We start from the raw sequence: 22,611 nt of genomic DNA on the forward strand, positions 1-22,611 counted from the left end.
AGATTTTATGGGTATCAGTTTAAAGGAAAAATTTGAGCTTTGCCAAGCCTACGGCGAAACGCTAGAAACGATAGGCAAAGCCATAGGTAAAGGCGGTGGAACGGTAAGCGGCGTTATCAACGGCAAATACGCTTCATCTAAGGCCGAGCTTTACGAGACGGCGATCGAGGCACATTTGGATAGGGTCTTGGCCGCAAACGCCGAAAAAAAAGAGGCTAAGACGCCTAAAAGCGAAGTTTGGTTAAGCACGGCGCAAGAAAAGATAAGAGATAGGATTTTTAAAATGAATGGCTCTAATCTTAGCTTTTTCGAGCTAATTTTAGGCGAAAGCGGCATGGGAAAGACCTTTTTACTAGAAATGACGGCACGCGAGCTTGGCGGAGTATACGTCAAAGCTCGCAAAAGCCTAAGCGCAAGCGCATTTATGAGCCTACTTTTACGCGCCATCGGCGAAAAACCGAGCGGAAACACGGATGATAAATTCGAAGCTTTTTGTGAGGCTATAACGCAGAGCAAAACGAGGCTAATAATCGTGGATGAAGCTGATTTGTTCGTTAAGGACAACGACTTAACATTTGAGAGAAAATTTGAGCTTTTAAGGGAAATTTACGAGTACGGTAAACGAAATAACTTAGGTATAGCCGTCATAGCGGTAGGTCTTGGTGTGCTTAAAAAACGTATAGATAAGCTGGGTGGCTATTTACAAAGCAGGCTTACTTATTCTCCGGAGATGGTTTTAAGCAAGGACGAGCTCATAAAAATCGGTCAAATGAACGGAATAGAGGGGGAAATAGCGGAGTTTTTAGCCGAAGGCGACAATGCAAGGCTATATGAAAAAACGTCGCTAAATTTAGCTTTGGGATACGAAGCTAAAGTGGCGGCCAATCTAGTATATCAAACAAGGAGAGCGTAATGACAGTAGATATTTTTCAAAATCGCGCGGCGGAGCGAACGCAAGCGGCGGGGCTAGTTAGGCTGGTAAGGGAATTTGAAGAGAAAGGATTTGAAATGAGAGTAAGTGCTAAAGGTGAACTATGGGGCATAAGGCGCGGAAGCATGATAAAGGGCCAAAAGGCCGACTACTCAAAGAGTATGTTTAAGCTAGTAGGCAAATATATCATAAGAACAGCCGACGGCAAAGTAATCGATACGGCGGCTTAAATTTGATTTTTCGGGAGCTCTGCGGAGCTTCCTATAAAGTTAAATTTTTAAGAAAGGAGAATAGATGAAAACAGCGAGATTAGTGTTTGTTTCTACTCCCTACGCCAGTATCGAGTGCAAAGATCGGGACAGAAACTACTACGCTAAGCAAATAGCGCAGCAGGCTTGCGCTATCGTCAGAGCTAACGGCTACGAGCCTATCTCGCCCGTACTTGCGTGGATGGATATATATAGCGAGCTTGAGCGTGAAAGAGTAATGAAAAACTGCGAAGAACTGCTTAGAGTGTGCAGCTATTACTACAGCCATCCGTGCAAGTGGAGCGACAAGAGTACAGGCATGGCACAAGAGGCGGCGTGGGCTAAAGAATACGGCCTAAGTGAGCTTAAATTTAGTTTGTTCGAGTGATAGGGCTAATAAAAATTTTTAATGAGGAGTAAAAGATGCAAATAAATAGTTTTAGTGATGTTGATGTTGCCTTAAAAAGGCTTTGCGAGCTAAGCGTAGGGATCGAAAAAATCAACGGCGAAGTAACGCTTGAGTGTAACCGTGTAAAAGAAGCTAGAAAGAGCGAAGTTGAAAGACTAGAGAGTGAAAAAAGCTTTTTAGAGCAGCAAATCACACTATTTTGCGAGGACAATAAGGCTGAATTTGCCGAAAAACGCTCAAAAGAATTTACCTTTGGAGAGATAGGATACCGCATAAGTAAGAGCGTAAGCTTGCCACGAGTAAAAGCAAAACTTGAGGCATTAGTTAGCTCAATAAAAGCGTTTGGATTGGCCAAAGAATGCATAAGCTATACGGAGACACCAAACAAAGAGGCTTTAGCAGAGTTAAAAGATGAGGATCTAGTAAAACTTGGTCTTAAAAGAGTAGTGAAAGATAATTTTAGGATAGTGCCTAAGATAGAGAGCCTGGAGATAGGAAAATGAATGAGATAAAGAGCTATTTTCAAATCTATTGGAGTGAATATAAAAAGTTAAAAGATAGCAAAAATAGGCTTTTGCCTAGGTTTGTAAGACGAGAAAAATTAAGAATTTGCGTTAAAGGGCTTTAAGCCCTTTAAAGAGCGTTTTAAACCACTTTAACGCTCTTTAAAAGGTTTAATTTTAAGGAAAATAATTGAGAATTCTAAATTTATTCGCAGGTCTTGGCGGAAACCGAAGACTGTGGGATAACGTAACTGACATAAGAGTAACGGCCGTCGAGCTTGACGAAGCCGTAGCGCACGCTTACGCTTTTCGTTATCCAAATGATGAGATTGTTATTGCCGATGCGTACGATTATGCAGCAAAGCATTACGACGAGTTTGATTTTATATGGGCATCGCCGCCGTGCCAAACGCATTCAAAACTAAATTTCGGTAATGTTAGATGGAAAAATTCAAGAAAATTACCAGACTTTAATCTATACTCTTTGATAGCATATCTTCAAAAAAGATGTCAGACAAAGTGGGTGGTCGAAAATGTAATACCTTTTTATACGCCCCTTATAGCTCCTAATGTTTTACTCGGTAGGCACTATTTTTGGTGCAATTTTCATATTGCTAAAAAAGATTTTAAGCCTAAGGTCGCCATAGCGGACGTTAAACTAGGCGATTTTAAAGACTTTGATATAACGGCTTTTAAGGACATAAAAAATAAGCGCCAAATACTGCGAAATGAGGTTAATTATGAGCTTGGAAAATATGTTTTTAAGTGCGCAATAAACAATGAAACAAAAATCCAAAAAGAACCCGACCTAGGATTATTTAATGACAACTAAACAAAGAATTCATCTTAATAATCTACACGAAAAAAAGAGAGCATCGTATCAAGCTAGACTTAATAATGTCCTAAGCTACGATCTTAGTTTTTACCGCTTTAAAAACGGAAAGCTAAACGTATCAAAACTAGCTAGATGTAGTGGTTTAAGCCGTGGATTTTTAGAAAAACATTTATGGTTTAGAGGCTTATAAAATGAGTAAAAAAGAAGAAATTTATAGAAAGCAGCTTTTGGCAATCATCCATACGCACCCGTTTTATAAACACGCAAAACAAAATGACGCATGGGGAGAATTTTTAAGCGCTTGGGACGTAAAAAGCTGCGCGCAGTTAAAAGTAAAAGAGCTTATAAATTTAATAGCCGTTATGGACGGTAAAGATAATCCAAAGTCCAGTACAGCAGAGTTTGCAACGCAAAGTCAAATATATGCCATAAAATCTCTTTGGCAAAGAGTGGCTAATGATAAAAGCGACAAAGCCTTACTATTTTTCATAAAGCGGATAACTAAAAATTTATACCTAAAAATAGAGTATATAAAAAAGAGAGAGGCCTCAAAAATACTTATAGTTTTAAAGAAGATGGAGAATAAATAAAATGCTTTGTCCTAAATGCGCATGCGAAAAAACGAGCGTTTTAAAAACGATTAAGGGACTAAAAAACATAAGAATGAGAAGATGCGAGGGCTGTGGATATAGCTGGATGACCGAAGAAAAGCCCATAAAAGACAAAGAACTAATAGAATACGCCGAATATATAGAGCGTATCGAAGGTAAAAAATGAGATTTTTAAAAGCTTTAACTAGATACAAGATACTAAAATCAAGCGAAGATATAGAGTTTTTGCTACAAAACTACACCGCTACGCAGATAGAAAAACTAGAAACCATAACAGCCGAAATTTTAGCTATTAGCACCGAAAATACGGACAAAGAAACCCTAAAGAAGCTACTTTTAAACAAAGCCAAAAGTGCAAACATAGATGTGCTTCCTAGCGATCTTGAAAATTTATATATCATCTTATCCAAAAGAGCGCTAAAAAAAGTGGCCGAAAGCATGAATAAAACTCTATCATTCGTATTTGACGAGATAGATGCGGATGCAGTGGAGGCGATGAGAAAGAGCTTTTACTGGATGGGCAAAGAGTATAACGAAAATCTGCAAAGCAGGCTAAAAGATAAGATAGAGGGCGTTTTTAAAGGCGAGATAGAGCTTGATGAGATCGGCGCAGAGCTAAAGAGGGAATTTGGCTCTATAATAAGCGCGGATGAGAGTTATTTTAAGGGAGTGAGCGATCATATAGCATTGCAGGCTAGAAACGTCGCTACCGTAACGCAAGGGGCTAAATACGGCGTAAAATATTATAAAATTTTAGCTATTATGGACGCTAGAACGACACAAATTTGCCGCTCGATGCACGGACGCATAATCCCAGCCACACATCTTGAAGCACAAGCGGAAAAAATACTAAACGCAAATAGCCTAGCTAGCAAAAAAGCGGCCGCAGCGTGGAGAAGTGAAGCGTATTTAGGCAAAAGCGATAAAATGGATAGTAATTTTGGACTTCCGCCTTATCACTTTCGCTGCCGCACGGAAGCCGTGCCGGTATGGGTTGATGAAGAAGAGATAGATGGCGTAAAGATGAGAAATACACAGCCCTTTTACGAAAGTGAGATTATAAAACATATAGATAAAACGGGCGTTGAAAGATATGCAAACAAAAAGACTTACAATCACTCTGTAAGTTCATCAAAAAGAAACGTAAGCCCAGCAGATACTATAAAAGCACTCAACTCTATCTTAAAGATAGCTCCACACAGAGGACATGCAAACAGAAGCGTAGCTGTAAGCCAAAACGGCTATTTTATGGTGTTTGATGGTGATTATTTATATAATATATTTAAACCGAGCGATAATCTGGAAAGATATTTTAAAAGAAGCGCGGTTTTAGATAAAGCGGAGATTATAAAATGGAAATTTACAATATTTGCCTAGGTAACGGCTGGACGATAGAGAGCGCTAAAAACGCCAGTTTGGGTAAAGGTATGGAGATTGAAATTTTTGCTCAATTTGAAGTGCTTAATGATGATATTACCTGGATTTATGACATTGTCCTCCCAAGCGATGAGGCTATAAGTGAATGTAAAAAGATCGCCATGTTTAATAAAGCTTGTAAGTTTGTTGTTTATGATCTTGATAAAAATGGCGACAATTGGATAAAAAAAGAGAGTTTTAGCGGTACTTTCATAGACGCATTAGAATACATAAAAGAAAATTTCAAAGTATAAAATGAAAAATATCGACAAATATTTAAAAGACTTCCTTTTTAGAGTGGGTTCGGGCGTAGCGCAGGTCGCCAAAGAAAAAACAGCACCTATAAGAACAGGCAATCTTAAAAGAGATATAAGGGTGTTTGAGGCAAACGCTAGTGAAGTGAAAATAGGCAATACCTTAAAAATAAAATATGCCAAATATGTCCATAGCGGTACAAGAGCTTATACTATCAAACCCAGAAATAAAAAAGCTTTAGCCAATAAAAAGGCGGGATTATTTTTTGGTAAAAAGGTAAAACACCCCGGCATAAAGGCAAATCCATATCTGTTAAACGCTTGGAATATCTACAAAAACGGCGGCTTGAAACGCGCTAGCGACGAGCTAGCACAAAATGTGGGCAAAGAGATAGTAAAAGAGATAAAAGTGATTTTAAAAAATTAATAAAACATAGTTACTCTGTCGCATCTCCAACAAAAAGACTTTGTTTGATATACTCACCTTCAAAATTTTGTCTACTATCTATAAGATTATGAATTTCAACCAAATCTAACCATTTCGGTGCAGGTGCAGGCAGTATTTTTAAATCCTCAAGCTCCTTGTTTGCGCTTTTAAGCATAACACTGCGATGCGTTATGGCCTTTCCGTTTATTGCATAAACATCAAAGCCCCCGAATTTATTCGTCGCGGTATCGTCTACGACGTAAACTCCGCCTTGCGTATGATCGCCCCCCGCTTCAAAACATTTTATAAACAAATAGCCCTTATATTGCGTGTGGGCACACCTTACTGGGTTGTATTTTTTGTAATAAAATATATACATATTTGTAAGAAGCTCTTCGTATTTTTCTATATCTGCTTTAATATTTTCATCTTTGCTTTCGCATCCGCAAAATACAAACATACCCATAAGTAAAATAACCAAAAACCTTTTCATGCCACCCCTCTCTTTTGTCAAGTAAGCTTATTTTGGTTAAAAAAAATTATATCAAATTTTTAAATAATATACGCCTTGCCTCTTTTGTCCCTTACCTTTTCAAAGTAGCTAAGCGCGAGAGCTAACGCCCAAAAGCGGTCGGCGTGGCCGTGTTCGTTGCGGTCGCTGTCGTAGGTAAAGCTTTTAGCGCCCGCTTTTCGCTTTATAGCGTGAAGATCGGCTATTAATGCCGGGTCGTTTGGGATGATTATGCTTTTATCTTCAAAGTGCTTTTTTAAATTTAGCGCCATAGCCTCTTTGCTACTTTGCGTAAAATAGACCCCTTGCACCCTTGAAGAAAAGCGCCTTTTTACCTTTTCGGCTACGCTCATGCCAATACCGGTTTTATCTATCTTTTGCATAGCTAAAGGATTAAACCGTAAAAAATCGATGAGTAAATTTTCTTGCGCTTCAAAGCTTGCTTTGGCGATAACATCTAGCACGCTTAGCTTCTTTATGCCGCCTTCGTCGTATACGGCTATATGAGCCGATCTATCTTTCGTGCGGCCAACGTCAAATCCTGCATATTGCGGGACGCTTTTAGCCGGAAGCGTCGGTGCATAGTCTTTTATACAACTTTTTATAAGCTCCACGCTTAAAAGCGCATTTTCGTCGTCTATGAATTGGCACTCGTACGCGCTAGCCCACGTATCGGCGTCAAAAAGATCCCGCATAGTTTCAAGATCGAAATTTAGTCCGTCCTCTATGGCCCTGTAAATATCTACTCTATGCCTCGAAAACATATAGTATTTTGTTTCATTGTCGAATAGCTCGTGAAATAGCGAATTCTCTTCAAACGGCGTAGATAGGATAGTGAGGCGACCCGCTACCGCGCCGATTGAGGGCACGAAAGCATGCCAGATTCGCTTTTGATTTGGATACCAAGCGAACTCATCCATCCAAATATCGCCCGTAAAACCTTGCACCGTGCGGAAGTTATGAGCCATAACCCTAATCGTAGCGCCGCTATCTAGGCTCTTTTCGTATTCGCTATTTTTAGCAAAAAGTATGCCGAATTTCTCAGCCCATCCGTCTAGGTAGTTCATTAAAATCCTAGCTTGCTCTTCGCTCGCGCTCAAAAACAGCTGATTACGACCCGCAACGGCTCCAAGCAGCGCATCAAGGCTCGAGGCGTATGAAAAACCTATTTGGCGGGATTTTAGCACGATACGAAACTGAGACGTGTCATTGATAAAATCTTTTTGATAACCGTAAAGCCCGCCCTCATCCATAGCTTTAGCCTTTAGGCTTTCATAGTCTGCGTTCATTATGGTGGTAGGCTTTTTCTTATTTTTTACCTTCGCCTCTTTTGCCTTTTGGCCTTCAAGGCGAGATAAAGACGCGGAGAGCATCGCTATTTGTTTTGCCTTGCTGTCGCTACTTTTGCCTTTGCTAAGCTCTGCGATTTGAGCTTTTAAATTTTGAGCGGTTAGGCGGCCTTGCTTATCCTCTTTGCCTTTCCAACGCGATAGAGTAGATACGTCAATCTTGTATTCTTTGCTAATTTCAGACAACGAGTATCCAGAGGAGATTAAATTTAAAACGAGTTCTTTTGTCTGCTTAGAATACGCCATTTATTCATCCTCCAAACAAGAACGCATAAAATCAAGCGTGAAATCAAAATTTAGTATATCAACGCCCCGCTCATCCGTGGCATCTACGCTTGAGTTTTTAAAATTTAAAAGAGGAGTTAGACTCATAAGCTCTTTTAATACAACCTCTCCGGCGCTAATGGGAACAATAACGGTCAAGACGGCTTTATACTGCGCATGGTTAAGCACACTTCTTTCGGAAACGAAAATTTTAAAATCGTCTTCGTGTTTTAAAATTAATTTTTCGCAAAATGCAATTAGCTCTTTTTCGGTCTTGATATTCTCTGCTTCCATACTCTCTCCTTAAACAGCGGCATAAAAATATCCGCTCGTATTTTTCTTCGTCGTAAGTTTGTAAAATTTATCCATCCAATACTCCTCCCACTGCTTAACGTCTTTAAAAGTGTCTAAGCTTTCGTCATATTCATTTGCGCGCTGCTGGATTTTAAGCCAAAGCTTCTGTCCTAAAAGCGCTAACGTATAAAAAGCTGCGGCTTTTGTTTTACTCGTCTCTTCTACGGCGTATTTGCCTATCTGAGACTCCGCCATTTCTATATACGGTATTATCTCGTCGTCGGCTATCATTTTTAATTTGTTATAGCGTCTAATTTCATCTATGATATTTTGCATATTATTCCTTTTTAAAAACCTGCTTCAAAACGCTTCAAAACGGCTTCAATTTCAACGAACGTATTTTAAAGATACGTTTGCATTGTTTTACTATTAAAACGGCTTAAAACGTTTTATTTGTTATAACCCAAAATTCCGCGCGCTTCATTTAAGCTAATTATACCGCTGCTTACCAGTCCGGCTACCAGCTCTCCGTCGTCTTTAAAGTTGCTTACGTCGATAGGCTTAAGCTTGATAGGATAGCCGATACTATCGAAAAACCACTCTATTTGCTCTTGTTTTGGGATGATCGTAAGCTCGTTAAAGCTGTGCAGCTGTCCAGTTACCTCTCCGCTGCCTCCAAGCTGTCCGGCGGTCATTACTCCGACCATTCTAGGCGGTACTCCGTGCGCGGCTATGATCTCGTCTCTATTTAGGTTTTTAAGCTTTTCAAAACTAATATCGCTTACCTTGCTTAGATCCTCGATACGTACTTTCGCATTCTCACCGTTTGCAGTTAAAACCAATGTTTTGTGCGCATTGCCCGTCCCTTTAAAATTTGAGCCGAAAAATTCTTTAAAGGCGTTAAGCTGCATCTCGTCAGGCTCTGAATTTTCAAAGATTATGGCCGTATCGGCGCGGGCGGAGTTTTCAAAAAAAGCGTTATTAAAACTATCGGCCTTTTGATTGGTTAGAATTGAGAGCATAGCCGCCAAATAATCAGGCTCTCCGTAAAATCTAGAGTTTGGAGAATAATAATATAAGTGTTTTGCATTAAGTGCTATTGATTTATTGTTTTTTACTTGAAATATTTCTTTGCTTTCGTTTACTCTAGCTTCGATAGAGGGAAGTATATAAAGGTTTTTACCCGCAATTTCAACAAAAGCATTTCCAAAAATTTCAAGATTTAATATAAACGCATATAAAAAATCTTTGGGCGTCATAACGCCACCTTCAAGCTTTGAGCCATCTTCTATATTAGATAACAGTGATGCTTTTAATTGCACGGCTCGCCTGTGATAGGTATTGGCGTAAAAAAGACCTAGTAGTCTATCAAAGCTAAAAAACGGCTCTATTAAGCCTTGTGAGTCTTTGCTTTCTTCAGTAAGCTGTGCGCTACCTTGCGCTGCTTTAAAAATTCTATCCATATTTATCCTAAAAATTTTTAATCCAATTCTACGATAAAGATTTTTCGCTTTCTAGCAAGATAAGACATATATGTCTTATTTAGGTTTTTTAAAATCTTATTTTTGGCGAAAATGGCGGAAAAAATAAGGAGTAAGTAATGGCTAGAGAGATAACCGATATGCAAATCAAGTTAATTTCGCTGGTATCAGCAGGTGCTAACAATAAAAAAATTATCTACAAAAATGAGAATTTTAACGAGCTGTTAAGAGTCGACTTTAAAAAGAGTGATGCAGAACAAGGAGTTGTTTACGGGATAGTTTATGCCCCAGACGAAGTGGATACGCAAGGAGATTTTGCAAATGCTGATGAAATCAAAAGGGCTGCTTATAACTTTATGAAGAGATCGGACCTTAGCTACTGTATAGATGTAAATCATAATTTTAATATCGCAGACGCCTATATATGTGAAAGCTGGATAGTAAAAAGCAAAGATGAATTCTTTAATGAAGAGGGAGCGTGGGCGGTAGGCATCAAAATAGAAGATGAGGAGCTGCGAGAGATGATAAAAAACGGAACGATAACTGGACTATCAATGTATGGCAGTGGAGTGATAAAGGGGAGCGAAAAAGAAGATGTCGCAAAAGGCGGCGTGATAGCGGCGCTAAAAGAGTTTTTCGGCTCAAGCGAAAATTTTAAAAAAGAAAGTTCAAACAACAAAGGAGAAACGATGGATGAAAATAGAGTTGCCGAGCTTGTAAAAGCTGGCATTAGTGCAAATGAGGCAAAACTTGAAACGCTTGAAAAATCGGTAAGCGAGCTAACCGCTAAACTTGACGCGATAACAAGCGAGTTAAGCAAATCAAAACAAGACGTAACAATCGAAAAAACGCAAATTTCAGCAAGCAAAGGAATACTATAATGGACGGATTAAACGATATTTTAAAAGGCTCTATGAATGCCACTAACGTTACTCTCTCAGGCTCACTTACACCTGAGCAATCGCATAATTTTATAGACGTTATTAAGCAAAATAACGGCTTTTTGCAAAAAATCCATACTGAAAAAATGGGTAGACTTACTAAAGAGCTCGATGCATGGGACGTAGCAAAAGGAATTTTGGTGCGCGTAGCTAGTGGCGAAAAACCAAACGACTCACAAAGATCGGCTTTAAGCAAAGTAGGTGCAAAGCTAGATGCCAAAAGCGTTCAGCTATTCTCTCGCATCTTGCAAGACGCGTTAGAAGACAATAGGTCAAACCCTAATTTTGAAAAAGAGACTTTTGACGCGTTTGCTAAGGCTTTCGGTAACGATTTGGCACTTCTTGGCTTTACCGGAGAGAGCGATACTTACGACGGAACTTTTAAGACGCTACATAAAGGCTGGCTACAAGTAGTCAAGGACTCTAGCGACGCAGTTAAATTAACCTATGCAGCATCAGAAAAGGTGTCAAATAGACTGAGTGCATTAGTTGGATCTATAGACCCAGACATCGTAAGCGAAGCTAGGATTTTGATAAACCCTTCCGACGTTCAGGAATACAATAAAGAGCTAAGTGCGCTAAATTCGCCGCTTCATCTCGTTCAAGGCGGAGCCAACCAAATACTTGGCATTCCATTTGAAATAACTCCTCTTATGCCAAAAGGCACTTATCTAGCCACCCCGCTTAAAAACTTAGTTTTAGGAGTAGTTTTAGATATCCGTCGTAACCGCTGGTATGACGCTGAAGAGCGAGCTTTAAAATACGTATTTGATGTATTTACTGATTATGAAGTAGTCGTTAAAAAATGGGCTAGTCTTATGAGTAAAGCATAAAGGAGCGAGCATGATGTACATAGCTAAAGGCAATATATGCGTAAAGGGAAATTTCGTTAAAGAGGGTGAGACAATCACCCTTAATCAAAACGAAGCTAAAAAGTATTTGGACTCCTCAATGATAGAGGTTTTTAAAGAAAATGACTCAAATACACAGTTGCAAGATGAGGACAAATCCTCTGATCAAGACGATAATTTGGGGTCAAAAGAAGAGTGATCGAGGTCAAAATGTCATTAAAAGAAAACATAAAAGAGAACGAAGGCTTTAAAAGCTACATATATCAAGATACTCGTGGGTATCCTACTATCGGATATGGCTTTAAGGTTTCATCTCTTAGTAAAGACGAACTCTTTTTAAATGGTGGCAAGGTTGAGCCTATGAGTAAAGCGGTAGCAGATCAAATTTTAGAGATGAAGCTAATTAAACTCGCCTCTAGCGTTTGTGAAGCTTTTCCTTGGCTAGAAGATAAGCCAAAAAATGTCCAAGACGTGGTAATAGAAATGTGCTATCAAATGGGCGTACTAGGCGTGAAAAAGTTTGTTACCACTCTTAATTTCATAAAGTCTGGTGAATATGAGGCAGCCTACAAAAATGGACTAAATAGCCTTTGGGCAAAACAAACGCCAAACCGCGCAAAGAAGGTGCTAAGTGGGTTACTTGATAACTAAACTACCGATTATAGGTTTTGCATTGGCCGCGCTTTTAGGTTTTGCTTGCGTAAATTTGTTTTTGGAAAATTCAAAACTCCAAAGTATAAATTCCGTTTTGCTTAAAGACCTTGAAAGCGTAAAAGAGAAAAACGAGCGACTAACCAAGGACTACACTACAGTCAAAAACAATCTAAGTGCCTGCGATACAGCTCTTGCTTCACAAAACGAGGCTATAAAGGCTGCTGCGGTAAAGATCGACGATACTCCGTCAAAAGAGGTCGAGCGAATAAAAAAGATCTACGTCAAAGATAAAAGCTGCGAGGCCGAACTAGCGGCATATAAGGAGCTGTTTCGTGATTAGGATTTCGCTTTTTTGCCTATTTGCTTTGATATTTGCGGGCTGTGCGGCCAAGCCTCAAGCGAGCGAGCCGTACATAATCTATAAAGAAAAATACGTGCCCGTAAGGTGCAATGCCGAGATGCCCGTAAAACCTAAAGACGACGGTACGTTCGAGACGGATAAGAGGATTGCTATTTACTACCGCGATTGCGAAAAAAAACTGAAACAATGCCTGGGTATAAAGGAATAAAATGGAAAATAGCCTAAATTTTAGCGACGAGATCAAAGAAACGGCCGGACTAATAAATTTGGCCGGAGCTTGGGGATTAAACGAATTTATCGTCTTTATGGCGATTTTTGGCTTTATAGGCTTTGTAGTGATCTTTTGGCTACTTAGTAGATACACGAGCAAAAACACTGATTTGATGATCGATGTGGTGAATAAAAATAGTGAAGCGATAAATAAACAAAGTAGCGCCACTGAAAAACTAAGCGATATCTTAGCAGCAAATTTTGCCATAAACAAAGAGAAGCTCAATGAAATACATGATGATGTAAGAGAGATCAAGCATAGCGTAAAGTACACAAGAACGCCAAGAAATAAAAAATTTAGCGAGCATATAAATGATTGAGGTTGGAATTATCAGTGAAGTAAGAGATGACCGTGCAAAAGTTGCCATTGGTTCGATGGTAACTGATTTTTTGCCAGTATTTCAAGCACATGCCAACTCTTATGCAGTGAGCTTTTCACCAATACGTGTAGGAGAGCAAGTGCTAGTGCTACCTGTGCATGATGAGCTAAACTCAGGTGTGGTGCTTCGTGGGCTTTATCAAAGTTCTCACAAGGCAGATGCTACTGATAAAAAGGTGCATGTAAGTTTTGAAGATGGCATAAAGATGAGCTATGACAGCTCTAGCTCTTGTCTTGAAATTTCATCTCCAAAGCTTATAAACATAACTTGCGATAACGCAAATGTAAAGGCTAAAAATGTGATGGTAGAAGCTAGCGATACCACTATAAAAAGTCCAAGTATAAAGCTACTTGGCAATACTTTGATACAAGGGGCGATAAATACAGCAGGAAGTGGTGGTGGTAGCGGCAGTTTTGAGATAAACGGAGATGTAAAAATCACTGGCTCAATCACAACAGGTGGTAATGCAAACTTTGGCGGCAGCGTAAGTGACGCACGTGGCAGCCTAACAGATCATAAAAATAACGGACTTGCGAGGGATTAGTGATGAAATATCTAATTGATATAGAAAATTCTATCAAAGACATACTCCTAACTCCGCTTGGCTCAAGGGTGATGCTGCCTGAGTATGGCAGCAGAATTTATGAGCTAATAGATCGCAAGGTAGATGATGAATTTCGTGCTGATCTGGCGTGCTTTGTGATAGAGGCGGTTGAGAAATGGGAAAAGAGAGTAAAGATCGATGAGGTTCGTCTTATAGGTTTAAAAGATCATAAGCTTAGCTTTAAAGTAGTGCTTATGAGTGGTGATGAGATAGAGGTAAGAGCATGAATTTAAAACAACTTCCATATCCAAACGTTATTGAGGTGCTTAAATATGATGAAATTTTAAATAATGTTAAAAACATTTTTAAAGAGCATTTAACTGATGATGAAATTTCACTACTTGAAAGTGACAATTATTCGGCACTTCTTGAAACGCTAGCTTATAGAGAACTGCTCTTGCGAGCCAGGATAAATGATAGCGTTAAGGCTATGTTGCTGCCATTTTCTACTGGAGATGACCTTGATAACATAGTAGCGATTTATGGCATAGAGAGGTTAAAAGGCGAGAGACCAACGGCGCAGTGTGAATTTAGCCTTTCAATGCCAAGAAACAGCGATACATATTTGCCAAAAGGGCTAATTTTACGCAGCGAAAATGGTGAAATAGCTAGCTTAAAAAGTGAAGTTGTAATAAGAGCAAATGAGCTAAAAGCTATTGGAGTGATCATCTTAGATGAGTTTACAAAAACCAGTAAAGTAAAGTGCGAATATATCCAAACACCGCTGCCTTTTGTCCTAAAAGCAAAACAGCTAAGTGAATTTGAAGGCGGAGCCGAGCGTGAAAGCGATGATAGGCTAAGAGAGCGTGCAGTTTTAAGCCTAGAGCGTTTCTCAACTGCAGGCAGTGCTAAAGCATATACTTATCAAACACTTAGCGCAAATGCAAAGGTGCTGGAGTGCAGTGTGCTAAATGGCGGTGCTGGAGTGGTGCAAATTTATCTAAAAACTACCGACATGAGCGAAGAGACACGCAAAGATGTGGAGAGCTTTTTAAGTGCCCAAAAGGTGCGTCCGCTAACCGACAATCTAAGCGTGTTAAATGCCACGAAAATAGACATAAAGGTAGTAGCTACCCTTGAGCTAACAGATATGCTCTTTCAAGACGAAATTGCTAAGAATATATCAGCTCTGCCAACTACTCTTAGTCTTGGAGAGGATCTAAATTTAAGCTATATCTATAAAAATCTACATCAAAACGGCGTTTATAGAGTAAGTCTTAAAGAACCGCTTAATGATAAAAAGATAAGCGTAAAAGAATTTGTAAATTTAAGCTATGAGATAAGCTACAAAAAGGCTGAGTTATGAGTTTGCTGCCTAATCACAAAAGTAAATTTGATAAGAAATTTGATGAGCTTTTTGGCGTAAGGTTTGAGGATTTAGACATTGGTGCCATAAATACTCTTGCAAGCAAAGCTCCAAAAAATTTACTGCCAGTACTTGCAGCTAGCTTTGATGTAGATATTGATGGATTAAACGAGAATGAAGCCAGAGAGCTCATAAAAAACGCTTTTGAGATACATTACTACTCAGGCACTTTTTATAGTCTAAATAAAGCATTAAGCGCACTTTATGCAGATGCCAAGGTTAAAGAGTGGTTTGATTATGCTGGACTACCTTATCACTTCAAACTAGAGCTTGATGCAAGCAAAAATGGAGTAAGCCCACAGACACTAAAGAGATCTGATGAGATCATAAACACCTATAAAAACGTGCGTAGCGTATATGATGGAGCAAGCATAAAAGCGACTGCTAGCATAAATTTAAAAGCCTACTCTTACACATTTAGCGGTGAAAATATAAGTGTAGATCCTTATGTAATATCAAATATAAGCCAAAGAGCAAGCTTTAAAGTAGGAGCTACTACGCAAATAAACGAGATCATAAGCATGCCAATCGATGCAATAAGAGTTTTAACAAGATAAAGGACGGATAAATGAAGCAATATACACTTTTAACAGCTAGCGGCATAAACAAACTTTTAAAAACCGCTAGCGACGGATCGAAGATCGCATTAAAAGAAGTTGTAGTAAGCGATTACGATGGAGAGCTAAGCGAGCAGACGGCATCAATACCAAATGAGAAGTATAGGGGCGATATAAACGCCATAACGATAGACGAGAGTGATAGCAACATCCTTGACGTCGATGCTATTATACCACCTGAAGTTGGCGGATTTTACATAAAAACGGCTGGCATATACTGCGATGATGGTTCGCTCTTTGCAGTTGCAAGGCTAGCAGATACTTATAAGCCGCTTTTGAACGAGGGGTCAAGCAAAGACATCACATTAAATTTTAAACTTCAAATCGCAAATGCGAGTGAAAGCATCATTTTAAAGGTTGATAACAATATAGTGTTAGCAACCAGAAAATGGTGCGAAAAGATGTTTCTTAAGTTAAAAGACAAGATAGACGCATACACCAAAAAAGAGAGCGACGATAAATTTGCTCTAAAAACCGAGCTAACGGATGGCTTGCCAATAGGTGCATATCTGAGCTATCCAAGCCAAAAAACCATCCCTGCTGGCTTTTTGATCGCAGATGGTAGAAGTCTCAAAAAAGCAGAATACACTGAGTTGTTTGACGTATTGGGGTACGTATATGGTGGCTCAGGTGAAAACTTTAACTTACCGAATTTTGCCGATGGCAAATTTATGAGGTCAATAGGCGGTAACGCTGCAGGATTAGGTGTAGTTCAACAAGATGCATTTCAAGGGCACTTTCACAAATGGAAAGATAGTACAACAGAAGTTGGTTGGACTTATAATTTTACAGGCAATACATCAAATAAACCTGGCACTAGGGATAATATATCATCTATTGCAGAGCCAAAATCAGACGGCGTAAACGGCGAGCCAAGAACCGCAAATGAAACAAGACCGTACAATATGGCCGTAGTAGTCATCATAAAAGCCAAAAACGTAAACACTCCAACGGCTGGGCAAATCGATAAAACAATACTTGCGACTGAAGCCAAGCTAGGAGTTGTTAAACTTAAAAACTCAATAACTGCCAAACAAGAAGATGCAGCTATTACAGAGAAAGCTGTGAGTGATGCGATAGAAGCTAATAAAAGTATAGGTATAGGTCAAACTTATCAAGATGTGTGGGCTCAAAGAGAATTAAACACTTATTACCTAAACACCACTAGTAGGCCTATAATGGTGGGAGTTGATTTTGAACCTACTTTGGTTGATACGCCTATTTCAGTCGTAATAGACGATCAAATAGTAAGGACTGCTGGCATTGATAGTCGCATTCACGTAGGTTTCTCGTTTGTAGTGCCAGCAGGCTCAAAATATAAAATCGCCACTTTACTAAATACCTCTTTGAAGAAAATAAATTTAGTAGTTGATGTCACTAATAAAAAATATAACACATGGAATGAACTCAAATAAGGATCAAAAAATGAAATACTATAAAGACAAAAATAATGAGATATATGCTTATGATAGCCCTATCAGCGAAGAAGCTTTAGCTGCAAGCGTAGAAAAGTTTTGTTTAACACCTTTAACACAAAAGGAGATAGAGGAGTATTTAACGCCAAAAATAGACGAAAGGGCTAAGGCATTAGCACAGCTTGAAGCGGATATAAAAGAGTGCAAGGATGACATAAGCCACGCTCTAATCATCGGCAATGCTTCAGTGCTTGAAAATCTAAGAAATGAATATAAAAGCCTTCTGGTAGAGCGTGAGAAGCTACAAGAGCAAAATGAGCAAGAATAAAAAGGAGTAACTAATGGCAAGAATAAAAAGATGTGAAGTGTGTGCGAGCAAGCTAGACAAAGATAGTAACTGCACTTGGGAGGGTTGCCCAAAATGCCCTAAGTATAAAGCAGAGGTAAAAGATGAAGTTAAACCAAAAGCAAAAACTACAAATTCTTAAAAACGTAGCTATCGAGCTTCCACTTGAGATAGTGCATTTTATCGTAGTGCCTATCGCTCTGCTAGCCTGTGATGAAAAAAGTGAGAATTTGCCTAAATGGGCGGCGTGGTTTGATGAGAACGACTACGGCATAAACGGAGACGACGGCTGGAAAAACGAGCATTTCCCGAACGGCAAGAACAGAACCTATTGGGCGAGGCTTTGTTGGCTCTACCGTAATAGGATAGGAAACTTTAGTGCGAAGTATCTGGGTGTCAAAGTTGAAGATATAGATGCAAGCAGTGTTAAGAGCATAGGTGATACTCTAGCTACAGAAAACAAAGGTAGAGAAAGCACTCAATGCCTAGTGACTTGCAAGATGAAAGATGGACGTGAGCGCTTTGGTTATTACCGTGAGATCAGATACGGCAAATCAAAATGGTACTGCCGTATCTATCTAGGATGGAAGCTTATGGATATATGTGGGATGAATGAAGAGAACAAAAGCACATATCTTGAAGCAGATGATAAGAAAGTGCTTAAAAGTGTTTGGTGCGTAAATCCATTTAAAAAAGTAAATCAAAAAGGAGAATAAAAATGGCAGCAAAATTTGGTGTAAACGTAACCGTATCAGCTGAGGCAGCAAGACCAATAGCAGTAGAAAGTACTACACCTATTGGTATAGCAGGGTATGAAGAGGTGCTAGAAAATGGCCTACATTTTTATATGACAACAGCAAAGGCACTTGAAGCTCTTGAAGCAAAATACAAAGCTAAAAAGGATGCGAGCCAAGCTTTTAAAAAAGGCTCTATTTATAGGGCTTTAAAAGGTATTGAAGATCAGGCCGTAAATACTCAAATAATTTTAAGTGTATTTACAAAAGATGACGATGAGGACACAAACGATGAGATCACGGAGTGCAAAAGTGCCGTCACAGCGTTTGCTAAAGCAAAATCACGCTTTGGTTATAGCCCAAATTTAATAATCGCACCTGGCTTTAGCCATGAAGATGCTATCAAGGGTGAGATAGAAAAGATGGCAACCAGACTAAAAGCAACCGGCATTGTAGATCTAAAAGCGGATGACGCAGCAGCAGCCATTGTTAAAATGGGTGATTTTGGTACAAATAGGCTAGTTGCCGCTTATCCAAATGTCAAGGTTTGGGATGATGAAACGAATGCTTATGTCTATGAGGGGCAAAGTGCGAGAATAGCCGGCATGATAGCTCACACAGATGGAGCAAGCGAGTTTGGATATTCAGATAGCTACTCAAATAGGGTTATGATAGGAGTTTCTGGCACGCAAATAGACGTGGATTTTGAGTTGGGTGAGACTTGTACAGCTGATGAGCTAAGGGCAGCAAAAATTTCTACCATCATTAGAGAAAGTGGCTTTAGGGCTTGGGGTGGCGAAACGAGTGACCAAGATACTATTTGGCAAGATCTAGCACGTGTTAGGATATTTGACCGAATATCACAAGCTTGCCAAAAGGGAGTGCTGTTTGCGATCGATAGAAAAGCTAGTGAGCTTTATCATGCAAAAAGATCAGTTAGCGAGCTCCTTCGTCAGCTAGTTGGAGCAAAGGTACTTCTTGGATATGAGCTTAGCTGGAGTGCAAAAAACACCGACGCAACTATCACGGCTGGTAAATTTTACCTTGATGTCAGAATGCAAAACAATCCAATCGTTAAGCAGCTTACACTTGATTTTATCTACGTGGATAAATACGGTAGCGTTTTGATGGATGAGTTAAACAAATAAAGGAGATAAACAATGAAAAGACAAATTCCTCAAGTAATCCAAGAAGGTAACGTTTATATAGATGGCATCGGCTATCTTGGTGTAACAAAAAAGCTTAAGCTTCCCACAATAGAGTTTGAAATGATAGAGAGCAAAGGAGCTCTTAGCACAAATTACACAACTGGCATGCTAAAGGCAACAGAGGTTGAATTTACAGTTAGTGTGTTAGACAAAAACATGTGGGTAAATTTAGGACTAAACAGCTTTACCAACCGCATTCCGTGGCTTTTTAAAGCTAGCATTTTCCAAAGCGGCAAAAGCAAAACTGTGCCTTTCAGCGCAGCCTTCACTGGAGATATTGCCAGTTATGAAGTATCTGAGTTTGAAAGCGGAAAAGAGTTAGAAGTTACTATTAAGCTATCAGCTCATTTTGTGGACATCAACGTGGATGGTGTGCCGATGGTGCTAAAAGATAGTGAAAATATGATATGCGTTATAGGCGGAGTTGATTATATGGCAGGGGTTCGCTCAAATTTAGGAGAGTGATTTTTTATACTAAGCCTGCTTGTTTTACTTTGATATGTAGTCAAGCAGGCAAAAACAACAAAAGGATACAAGAATGAAAGAGATAAAGATAAAAGATGAAATTTGGCAAATGCACGCACCAAAAGTAAGAACCATTAAGATGGCGGATGAAAATGGTGGTAGCGATATGGCAAAGACTATCTATATGATAGCTGCACTTTGCAATAAGACACAAGAAGAAGTTGAAAATTTGGAGTTTAAAGAATTTATGTCTTTACAAAAGGCGTTAAATGATTTTTTAGATGTAAGGGCGGAGTAAATAACGAAAATATCGCCCTTATAGCTCATGTTTTAGGCTATGGATATAACGAGATAATAAATCTTAGTTTGAGTGATTTTAGTGAGTTTTTAGAAATTTCAGTAAAGATCTTAAAGGCTAAGAGCGAGTTATAACTTCTTTGGTTTTACCTAATGCTAAGCCAGCGGTGCCAATAAGGCTGCCAAGTATCCCTAAGCCAAAAACTAAGGCAATAAACGTTTCAAAAAAGCCACTTGGTGAAACGAAGAAGAATAAAACGATAAAAATAGGAATGATTAAAGCCATTTTAAATCCTTTTTAAAAGGGATTATATCGTATTTTAAAGGAAAGATATGGATAACGCACAAGTTGGTATTAGTATTGGTCTAGCAGTAAAAGGGCTAAGTAAAATATCAGAGCTAAAAAAAGGGTTTGATGGTTTAAAAGGTAAGATAGCAGAAGCAAAAAAAGCCATAACATCTTTAGACAACACTAGATTGTCAAATCTATCTAGCCAAATAAGAGAGAGCCAAAAAGCACTTTTGGGCGAGCTTACGACAAATTTTAGCAATCTTACAAACTCGGTAGCCATAGGAGTGCCAATAAAACTTGCCATTGATGATGAGGCGGCTTTTGCGAATGTAAAAAAATATGTTGATGATAGCGATGAAAACCTAGCTAAGCTAAAAAATGAGATGAGAGGGCTAAGCTCACAGCTTGGAGAGAGCTTTAGTAATATAGCTGACATTGCAGCTGGCGGCGGTAAGATAAATTTAGCTGGTGAGGAGCTAGTAACTTACACAAAGATGCTTGCAACCGGCTCAGTTGCATTTGAGATGAGCTCTGAAGCCTTATCAAAGGCGGCCAATAATATGAAAGTTGGCTTTAAGATGAACGATATAAAGGAGCTTAATAGCTTTTTTGATAGCGTAAACTTGCTCGACAATAAGGTTACTAATGCAAATGCTTCTGATATATTTGAGGCTACTTCGCTAACAGCTGCAAATGCTAGCTTGATAGGTCTAGATAGTAAAAGTGCTAGTGCTATAAGTGCTACAATGCTAAGCACTGGCAAAGCTAGCTCTGTTGTAGGCACTAGCTTAAATGCTCTTTACTCCACACTCTCAATGGCCGACAAAAAGGGTAAAAATTTTCAAGAAGCGCTAGCAAGCATAGGCATGGATGCAACATATCTAAAAACAGCCCTACAAAAAGATGCTGCTGGAGCTATAACTACGTTTTTAGAAGCGATCTCTAGAGCCGATAAAGATAAACAAGCAGGGCTACTTTATGATCTAGTTGGTGGAAATTTTAACGATGAGATAGCAGGGCTTGTAACAAATATCGATGCTCTTAAAGCAAATATCAAAATGGCACACTCGGATGAAGCCACAGGATCTATGCAGCGTGAGCTACAAACAAAGCTAAACACTACAAAAAGTGGTATCGAAAGGGTTACGCAAGCATGGAGAAATCTAGGTTCAAGCCTTGGAGAAACCTTTTTACCACTTACAAATTTATTAGCTTCTATCTTAAGTAAGGTAGCTGGAGTGTTAAGCTCGCTAAATGAAAAATTCCCAAGACTAAGTGCCATAGTTGTTAGCGCTGCAGCTGGCTTTATGATCTTTAAACCGGTGTTGCTTCTTAGCAAGATAGCACTTTTAAGTGTAGCAGATGGATTTTTGGGCGTTATAAGAGTAGTGAAATTTTTAAATCCTATGCTCTTAATAGCAAAACTCAGATGGTTGGCTCATGCTGTGAGTATATCAAGTGCCACGCTAGCTGCCAAAGCTCATGCATTTAGCATTTGGCTAGTTGGTGCAAGACTAAGAGCAACTCTAGCTATCACTACTGCTTATAGCGCTGCTTCAAAGGCCTTTGGTGTAGCGTGTGGTGTTATGCGTAGCGGATTAATGGCGGTAACTCTAGCTACAAAGGCTATGAAATTTGCTCTTATTAGCACAGGCATTGGTGCCATAGTGGTAGCTCTTGGCACAGCAGCGGCCTATCTTATGGAAAATTGGGACGAGGTAAAGGCATTTTTTGAGAGAATTTGGGAAAACGTCAAGCCATATTGGGAGAGCACGACAAAGTTTTTTAGTGATCTTTGGCAAGGAGTGAGCGACTTTTTAAGCGCTATTTTTGAGCCAGTTATCAAGATATGGGATGAGCTCTTTGGTGGTTTTTTTGACTGGATAGCTGAGAAATTTGGCTGGATAAATGATATGGTCGGTGAGGCCATTAAGGGGCTAAGTAGTGCTTGGAGCAAGACAAAAGAATTCTTTGGCTTTGGAGACGATGAGCAAGCAAGCAGTGAGCTAAAGCCAAAAGATGATAGCGGTGGCTTTTTTAACTCTATCTTTGGCTCAGATAGTGACACTAACGCAAAAGAGGCTCCAGCTTTAGTAGCAGCTAGCCCAGGTGGTGGCGCCATCAACATTAGCTTTAATGGTGATTTTTTACTTAACTCAGATAATGGCAAATTTGACCTAGAGAGCTTTAAGGCTCAAATAGTAAAAGGCGTCAAAGAGGCGCTTAAAAGAGATGAATTTAACAGCGCCAACACCGAAATAAGAGAGCAGAGGTAGC

General features: G+C 39.3%; 35 protein-coding genes and 2 pseudogenes. 30 read left to right on the forward strand and 7 right to left on the reverse strand.

The annotated features are described in order from the left end of the window. Positions 1-7 precede the first annotated feature (7 nt). The 11 genes from CVS93_RS06190 (at position 8) to CVS93_RS06240 (ending at position 5,634) form a co-directional block, all read left to right on the forward strand. A complete protein-coding gene (locus CVS93_RS06190; RefSeq protein WP_107686976.1) occupies positions 8-913 on the forward strand; it encodes an ATP-binding protein in 906 nt (301 codons plus the stop codon). Further along, positions 913-1,161, forward strand: coding sequence for a hypothetical protein (locus CVS93_RS06195; protein WP_107686977.1), 249 nt, complete (start codon positions 913-915; stop codon positions 1,159-1,161). The genes CVS93_RS06190 and CVS93_RS06195 overlap by 1 nt, the downstream gene beginning before the upstream one ends. Positions 1,162-1,225: 64 nt before the next feature. Further along, positions 1,226-1,567 carry a hypothetical protein gene (locus tag CVS93_RS06200; protein ID WP_107686978.1) on the forward strand — a complete coding sequence of 114 codons (342 nt, stop codon included), beginning with the start codon at positions 1,226-1,228 and terminating at the stop codon, positions 1,565-1,567. 35 nt (positions 1,568-1,602) lie between these two features. Beyond that, complete coding sequence (locus tag CVS93_RS06205; RefSeq protein ID WP_107686979.1) at positions 1,603-2,091, forward strand: host-nuclease inhibitor Gam family protein; 489 nt, start codon at positions 1,603-1,605, stop codon at positions 2,089-2,091. A gap of 190 nt (positions 2,092-2,281) precedes the next feature. After that, complete coding sequence (locus tag CVS93_RS06210) at positions 2,282-2,923, forward strand: DNA cytosine methyltransferase (RefSeq protein WP_107686980.1); 642 nt, start codon at positions 2,282-2,284, stop codon at positions 2,921-2,923. Next, the gene (locus CVS93_RS06215) at positions 2,913-3,116 is read left to right on the forward strand and encodes a hypothetical protein (protein ID WP_021090267.1); all 204 of its coding nucleotides are present in this window, start codon (positions 2,913-2,915) and stop codon (positions 3,114-3,116) included. The genes CVS93_RS06210 and CVS93_RS06215 overlap by 11 nt, the downstream gene beginning before the upstream one ends. A 1-nt stretch (position 3,117) precedes the next feature. Further along, entirely contained in the window at positions 3,118-3,516 is a 399-nt protein-coding gene (locus CVS93_RS06220; RefSeq protein ID WP_021090254.1) for a phage protein GemA/Gp16 family protein, read from the forward strand. Between the two features lies 1 nt (position 3,517). Continuing rightward, complete coding sequence (locus CVS93_RS06225) at positions 3,518-3,703, forward strand: hypothetical protein (RefSeq protein WP_021090302.1); 186 nt, start codon at positions 3,518-3,520, stop codon at positions 3,701-3,703. Beyond that, the gene (locus CVS93_RS06230; protein WP_107686981.1) at positions 3,700-4,914 is read left to right on the forward strand and encodes a hypothetical protein; all 1,215 of its coding nucleotides are present in this window, start codon (positions 3,700-3,702) and stop codon (positions 4,912-4,914) included. The genes CVS93_RS06225 and CVS93_RS06230 overlap by 4 nt, the downstream gene beginning before the upstream one ends. Continuing rightward, complete coding sequence (locus CVS93_RS06235; RefSeq protein ID WP_107686982.1) at positions 4,890-5,207, forward strand: hypothetical protein; 318 nt, start codon at positions 4,890-4,892, stop codon at positions 5,205-5,207. Before CVS93_RS06230 ends, CVS93_RS06235 begins: the two co-directional genes overlap by 25 nt. A 1-nt stretch (position 5,208) precedes the next feature. Next, complete coding sequence (locus CVS93_RS06240) at positions 5,209-5,634, forward strand: HK97 gp10 family phage protein (protein WP_107686983.1); 426 nt, start codon at positions 5,209-5,211, stop codon at positions 5,632-5,634. Positions 5,635-5,644: 10 nt separating this feature from the next. Here the strand turns inward: CVS93_RS06240 and CVS93_RS06245 are convergent, their stop codons facing one another. The 5 genes from CVS93_RS06245 to CVS93_RS06265 all read right to left on the reverse strand — a co-directional run bounded on the left by CVS93_RS06245 (position 5,645) and on the right by CVS93_RS06265 (position 9,515). After that, positions 5,645-6,127 (reverse strand): hypothetical protein, encoded by a 483-nt coding sequence (locus CVS93_RS06245; protein WP_021088394.1) that lies wholly within the window; start codon positions 6,125-6,127, stop codon positions 5,645-5,647. Between the two features lie 59 nt (positions 6,128-6,186). Next, on the reverse strand, positions 6,187-7,740 hold the full coding sequence (locus CVS93_RS06250; protein ID WP_107686984.1) for a terminase large subunit domain-containing protein: 1,554 nt from the start codon (positions 7,738-7,740) through the stop codon (positions 6,187-6,189). Beyond that, positions 7,741-8,052, reverse strand: a complete 312-nt coding sequence (locus CVS93_RS06255; protein WP_021090361.1) for a hypothetical protein — start codon at positions 8,050-8,052, stop codon at positions 7,741-7,743. A 9-nt stretch (positions 8,053-8,061) separates the two neighbouring features. After that, entirely contained in the window at positions 8,062-8,388 is a 327-nt protein-coding gene (locus CVS93_RS06260; RefSeq protein ID WP_021090329.1) for a hypothetical protein, read from the reverse strand. Between the two features lie 113 nt (positions 8,389-8,501). After that, positions 8,502-9,515 carry a phage portal protein gene (locus CVS93_RS06265; RefSeq protein ID WP_021090308.1) on the reverse strand — a complete coding sequence of 338 codons (1,014 nt, stop codon included), beginning with the start codon at positions 9,513-9,515 and terminating at the stop codon, positions 8,502-8,504. 137 nt (positions 9,516-9,652) lie between these two features. On the opposite strand from CVS93_RS06265, the gene CVS93_RS06270 reads away from it, so the two are divergent. The 11 genes and pseudogenes from CVS93_RS06270 to CVS93_RS10115 form a co-directional block, all read left to right on the forward strand. Then, complete coding sequence (locus CVS93_RS06270) at positions 9,653-10,414, forward strand: XkdF-like putative serine protease domain-containing protein (RefSeq protein ID WP_107686985.1); 762 nt, start codon at positions 9,653-9,655, stop codon at positions 10,412-10,414. Beyond that, complete coding sequence (locus CVS93_RS06275; RefSeq protein WP_199907241.1) at positions 10,414-11,307, forward strand: phage major capsid protein; 894 nt, start codon at positions 10,414-10,416, stop codon at positions 11,305-11,307. The genes CVS93_RS06270 and CVS93_RS06275 overlap by 1 nt, the downstream gene beginning before the upstream one ends. Positions 11,308-11,317: 10 nt before the next feature. Then, on the forward strand, positions 11,318-11,524 hold the full coding sequence (locus CVS93_RS06280) for a hypothetical protein (protein WP_180997646.1): 207 nt from the start codon (positions 11,318-11,320) through the stop codon (positions 11,522-11,524). Between the two features lie 11 nt (positions 11,525-11,535). Further along, positions 11,536-11,976: a glycoside hydrolase family protein gene (locus CVS93_RS06285; protein WP_107687012.1), complete on the forward strand. Its 441-nt coding sequence runs from the start codon at positions 11,536-11,538 to the stop codon at positions 11,974-11,976. Beyond that, a complete protein-coding gene (locus tag CVS93_RS06290; protein ID WP_107686986.1) occupies positions 11,957-12,319 on the forward strand; it encodes a hypothetical protein in 363 nt (120 codons plus the stop codon). The genes CVS93_RS06285 and CVS93_RS06290 overlap by 20 nt, the downstream gene beginning before the upstream one ends. A gap of 230 nt (positions 12,320-12,549) precedes the next feature. Next, positions 12,550-12,930, forward strand: coding sequence for a hypothetical protein (locus tag CVS93_RS06300; protein ID WP_107686987.1), 381 nt, complete (start codon positions 12,550-12,552; stop codon positions 12,928-12,930). Continuing rightward, on the forward strand, positions 12,923-13,534 hold the full coding sequence (locus tag CVS93_RS06305; protein ID WP_107686988.1) for a phage baseplate assembly protein V: 612 nt from the start codon (positions 12,923-12,925) through the stop codon (positions 13,532-13,534). The genes CVS93_RS06300 and CVS93_RS06305 overlap by 8 nt, the downstream gene beginning before the upstream one ends. A gap of 2 nt (positions 13,535-13,536) precedes the next feature. Continuing rightward, positions 13,537-13,821 (forward strand): GPW/gp25 family protein, encoded by a 285-nt coding sequence (locus CVS93_RS06310; RefSeq protein WP_021090248.1) that lies wholly within the window; start codon positions 13,537-13,539, stop codon positions 13,819-13,821. Then, positions 13,818-14,900 carry a baseplate J/gp47 family protein gene (locus CVS93_RS06315; RefSeq protein WP_107686989.1) on the forward strand — a complete coding sequence of 361 codons (1,083 nt, stop codon included), beginning with the start codon at positions 13,818-13,820 and terminating at the stop codon, positions 14,898-14,900. The genes CVS93_RS06310 and CVS93_RS06315 overlap by 4 nt, the downstream gene beginning before the upstream one ends. Further along, complete coding sequence (locus CVS93_RS06320) at positions 14,897-15,517, forward strand: phage tail protein I (protein WP_107686990.1); 621 nt, start codon at positions 14,897-14,899, stop codon at positions 15,515-15,517. The genes CVS93_RS06315 and CVS93_RS06320 overlap by 4 nt, the downstream gene beginning before the upstream one ends. A gap of 11 nt (positions 15,518-15,528) precedes the next feature. Further along, a pseudogene (locus tag CVS93_RS10115) lies at positions 15,529-15,954 on the forward strand (phage tail protein); the annotation flags it as partial. Positions 15,955-15,962: 8 nt separating this feature from the next. On the opposite strand, the pseudogene CVS93_RS10120 reads toward CVS93_RS10115, so the two are convergent. Then, positions 15,963-16,016: pseudogene (locus tag CVS93_RS10120) on the reverse strand (hypothetical protein); the annotation flags it as partial. 52 nt (positions 16,017-16,068) lie between these two features. Here CVS93_RS10120 and CVS93_RS10125 point away from each other — a divergent pair. The 7 genes from CVS93_RS10125 (at position 16,069) to CVS93_RS06350 (ending at position 20,043) form a co-directional block, all read left to right on the forward strand. Further along, positions 16,069-16,992 carry a phage tail protein gene (locus CVS93_RS10125; RefSeq protein WP_413784289.1) on the forward strand — a complete coding sequence of 308 codons (924 nt, stop codon included), beginning with the start codon at positions 16,069-16,071 and terminating at the stop codon, positions 16,990-16,992. Between the two features lie 10 nt (positions 16,993-17,002). Next, a complete protein-coding gene (locus tag CVS93_RS06330) occupies positions 17,003-17,320 on the forward strand; it encodes a hypothetical protein (protein WP_107686992.1) in 318 nt (105 codons plus the stop codon). Between the two features lie 13 nt (positions 17,321-17,333). Then, positions 17,334-17,480, forward strand: coding sequence for a hypothetical protein (locus CVS93_RS09830; RefSeq protein ID WP_199907242.1), 147 nt, complete (start codon positions 17,334-17,336; stop codon positions 17,478-17,480). Then, positions 17,443-18,054: a hypothetical protein gene (locus CVS93_RS06335; protein ID WP_107686993.1), complete on the forward strand. Its 612-nt coding sequence runs from the start codon at positions 17,443-17,445 to the stop codon at positions 18,052-18,054. Before CVS93_RS09830 ends, CVS93_RS06335 begins: the two co-directional genes overlap by 38 nt. A gap of 2 nt (positions 18,055-18,056) precedes the next feature. Beyond that, a complete protein-coding gene (locus CVS93_RS06340; protein WP_107686994.1) occupies positions 18,057-19,220 on the forward strand; it encodes a phage tail sheath subtilisin-like domain-containing protein in 1,164 nt (387 codons plus the stop codon). A 12-nt stretch (positions 19,221-19,232) separates the two neighbouring features. Beyond that, the gene (locus CVS93_RS06345; protein ID WP_107686995.1) at positions 19,233-19,745 is read left to right on the forward strand and encodes a phage major tail tube protein; all 513 of its coding nucleotides are present in this window, start codon (positions 19,233-19,235) and stop codon (positions 19,743-19,745) included. Between the two features lie 73 nt (positions 19,746-19,818). Further along, positions 19,819-20,043, forward strand: coding sequence for a phage tail assembly protein (locus tag CVS93_RS06350; protein ID WP_107686996.1), 225 nt, complete (start codon positions 19,819-19,821; stop codon positions 20,041-20,043). Positions 20,044-20,160: 117 nt separating this feature from the next. Here CVS93_RS06350 and CVS93_RS09770 read toward each other — a convergent pair whose 3' ends face one another. After that, entirely contained in the window at positions 20,161-20,328 is a 168-nt protein-coding gene (locus tag CVS93_RS09770) for a hypothetical protein (protein ID WP_159070788.1), read from the reverse strand. A 47-nt stretch (positions 20,329-20,375) separates the two neighbouring features. Between CVS93_RS09770 and CVS93_RS06355 the strand changes: the two genes are divergently transcribed. Then, on the forward strand, positions 20,376-22,610 hold the full coding sequence (locus CVS93_RS06355; RefSeq protein ID WP_107686997.1) for a phage tail tape measure protein: 2,235 nt from the start codon (positions 20,376-20,378) through the stop codon (positions 22,608-22,610). Position 22,611: the final 1 nt, after the last annotated feature.

The organism is Campylobacter concisus, assembly GCF_003048535.1.
Classification (GTDB): Bacteria; Campylobacterota; Campylobacteria; order Campylobacterales; family Campylobacteraceae; genus Campylobacter_A; species Campylobacter_A concisus_S.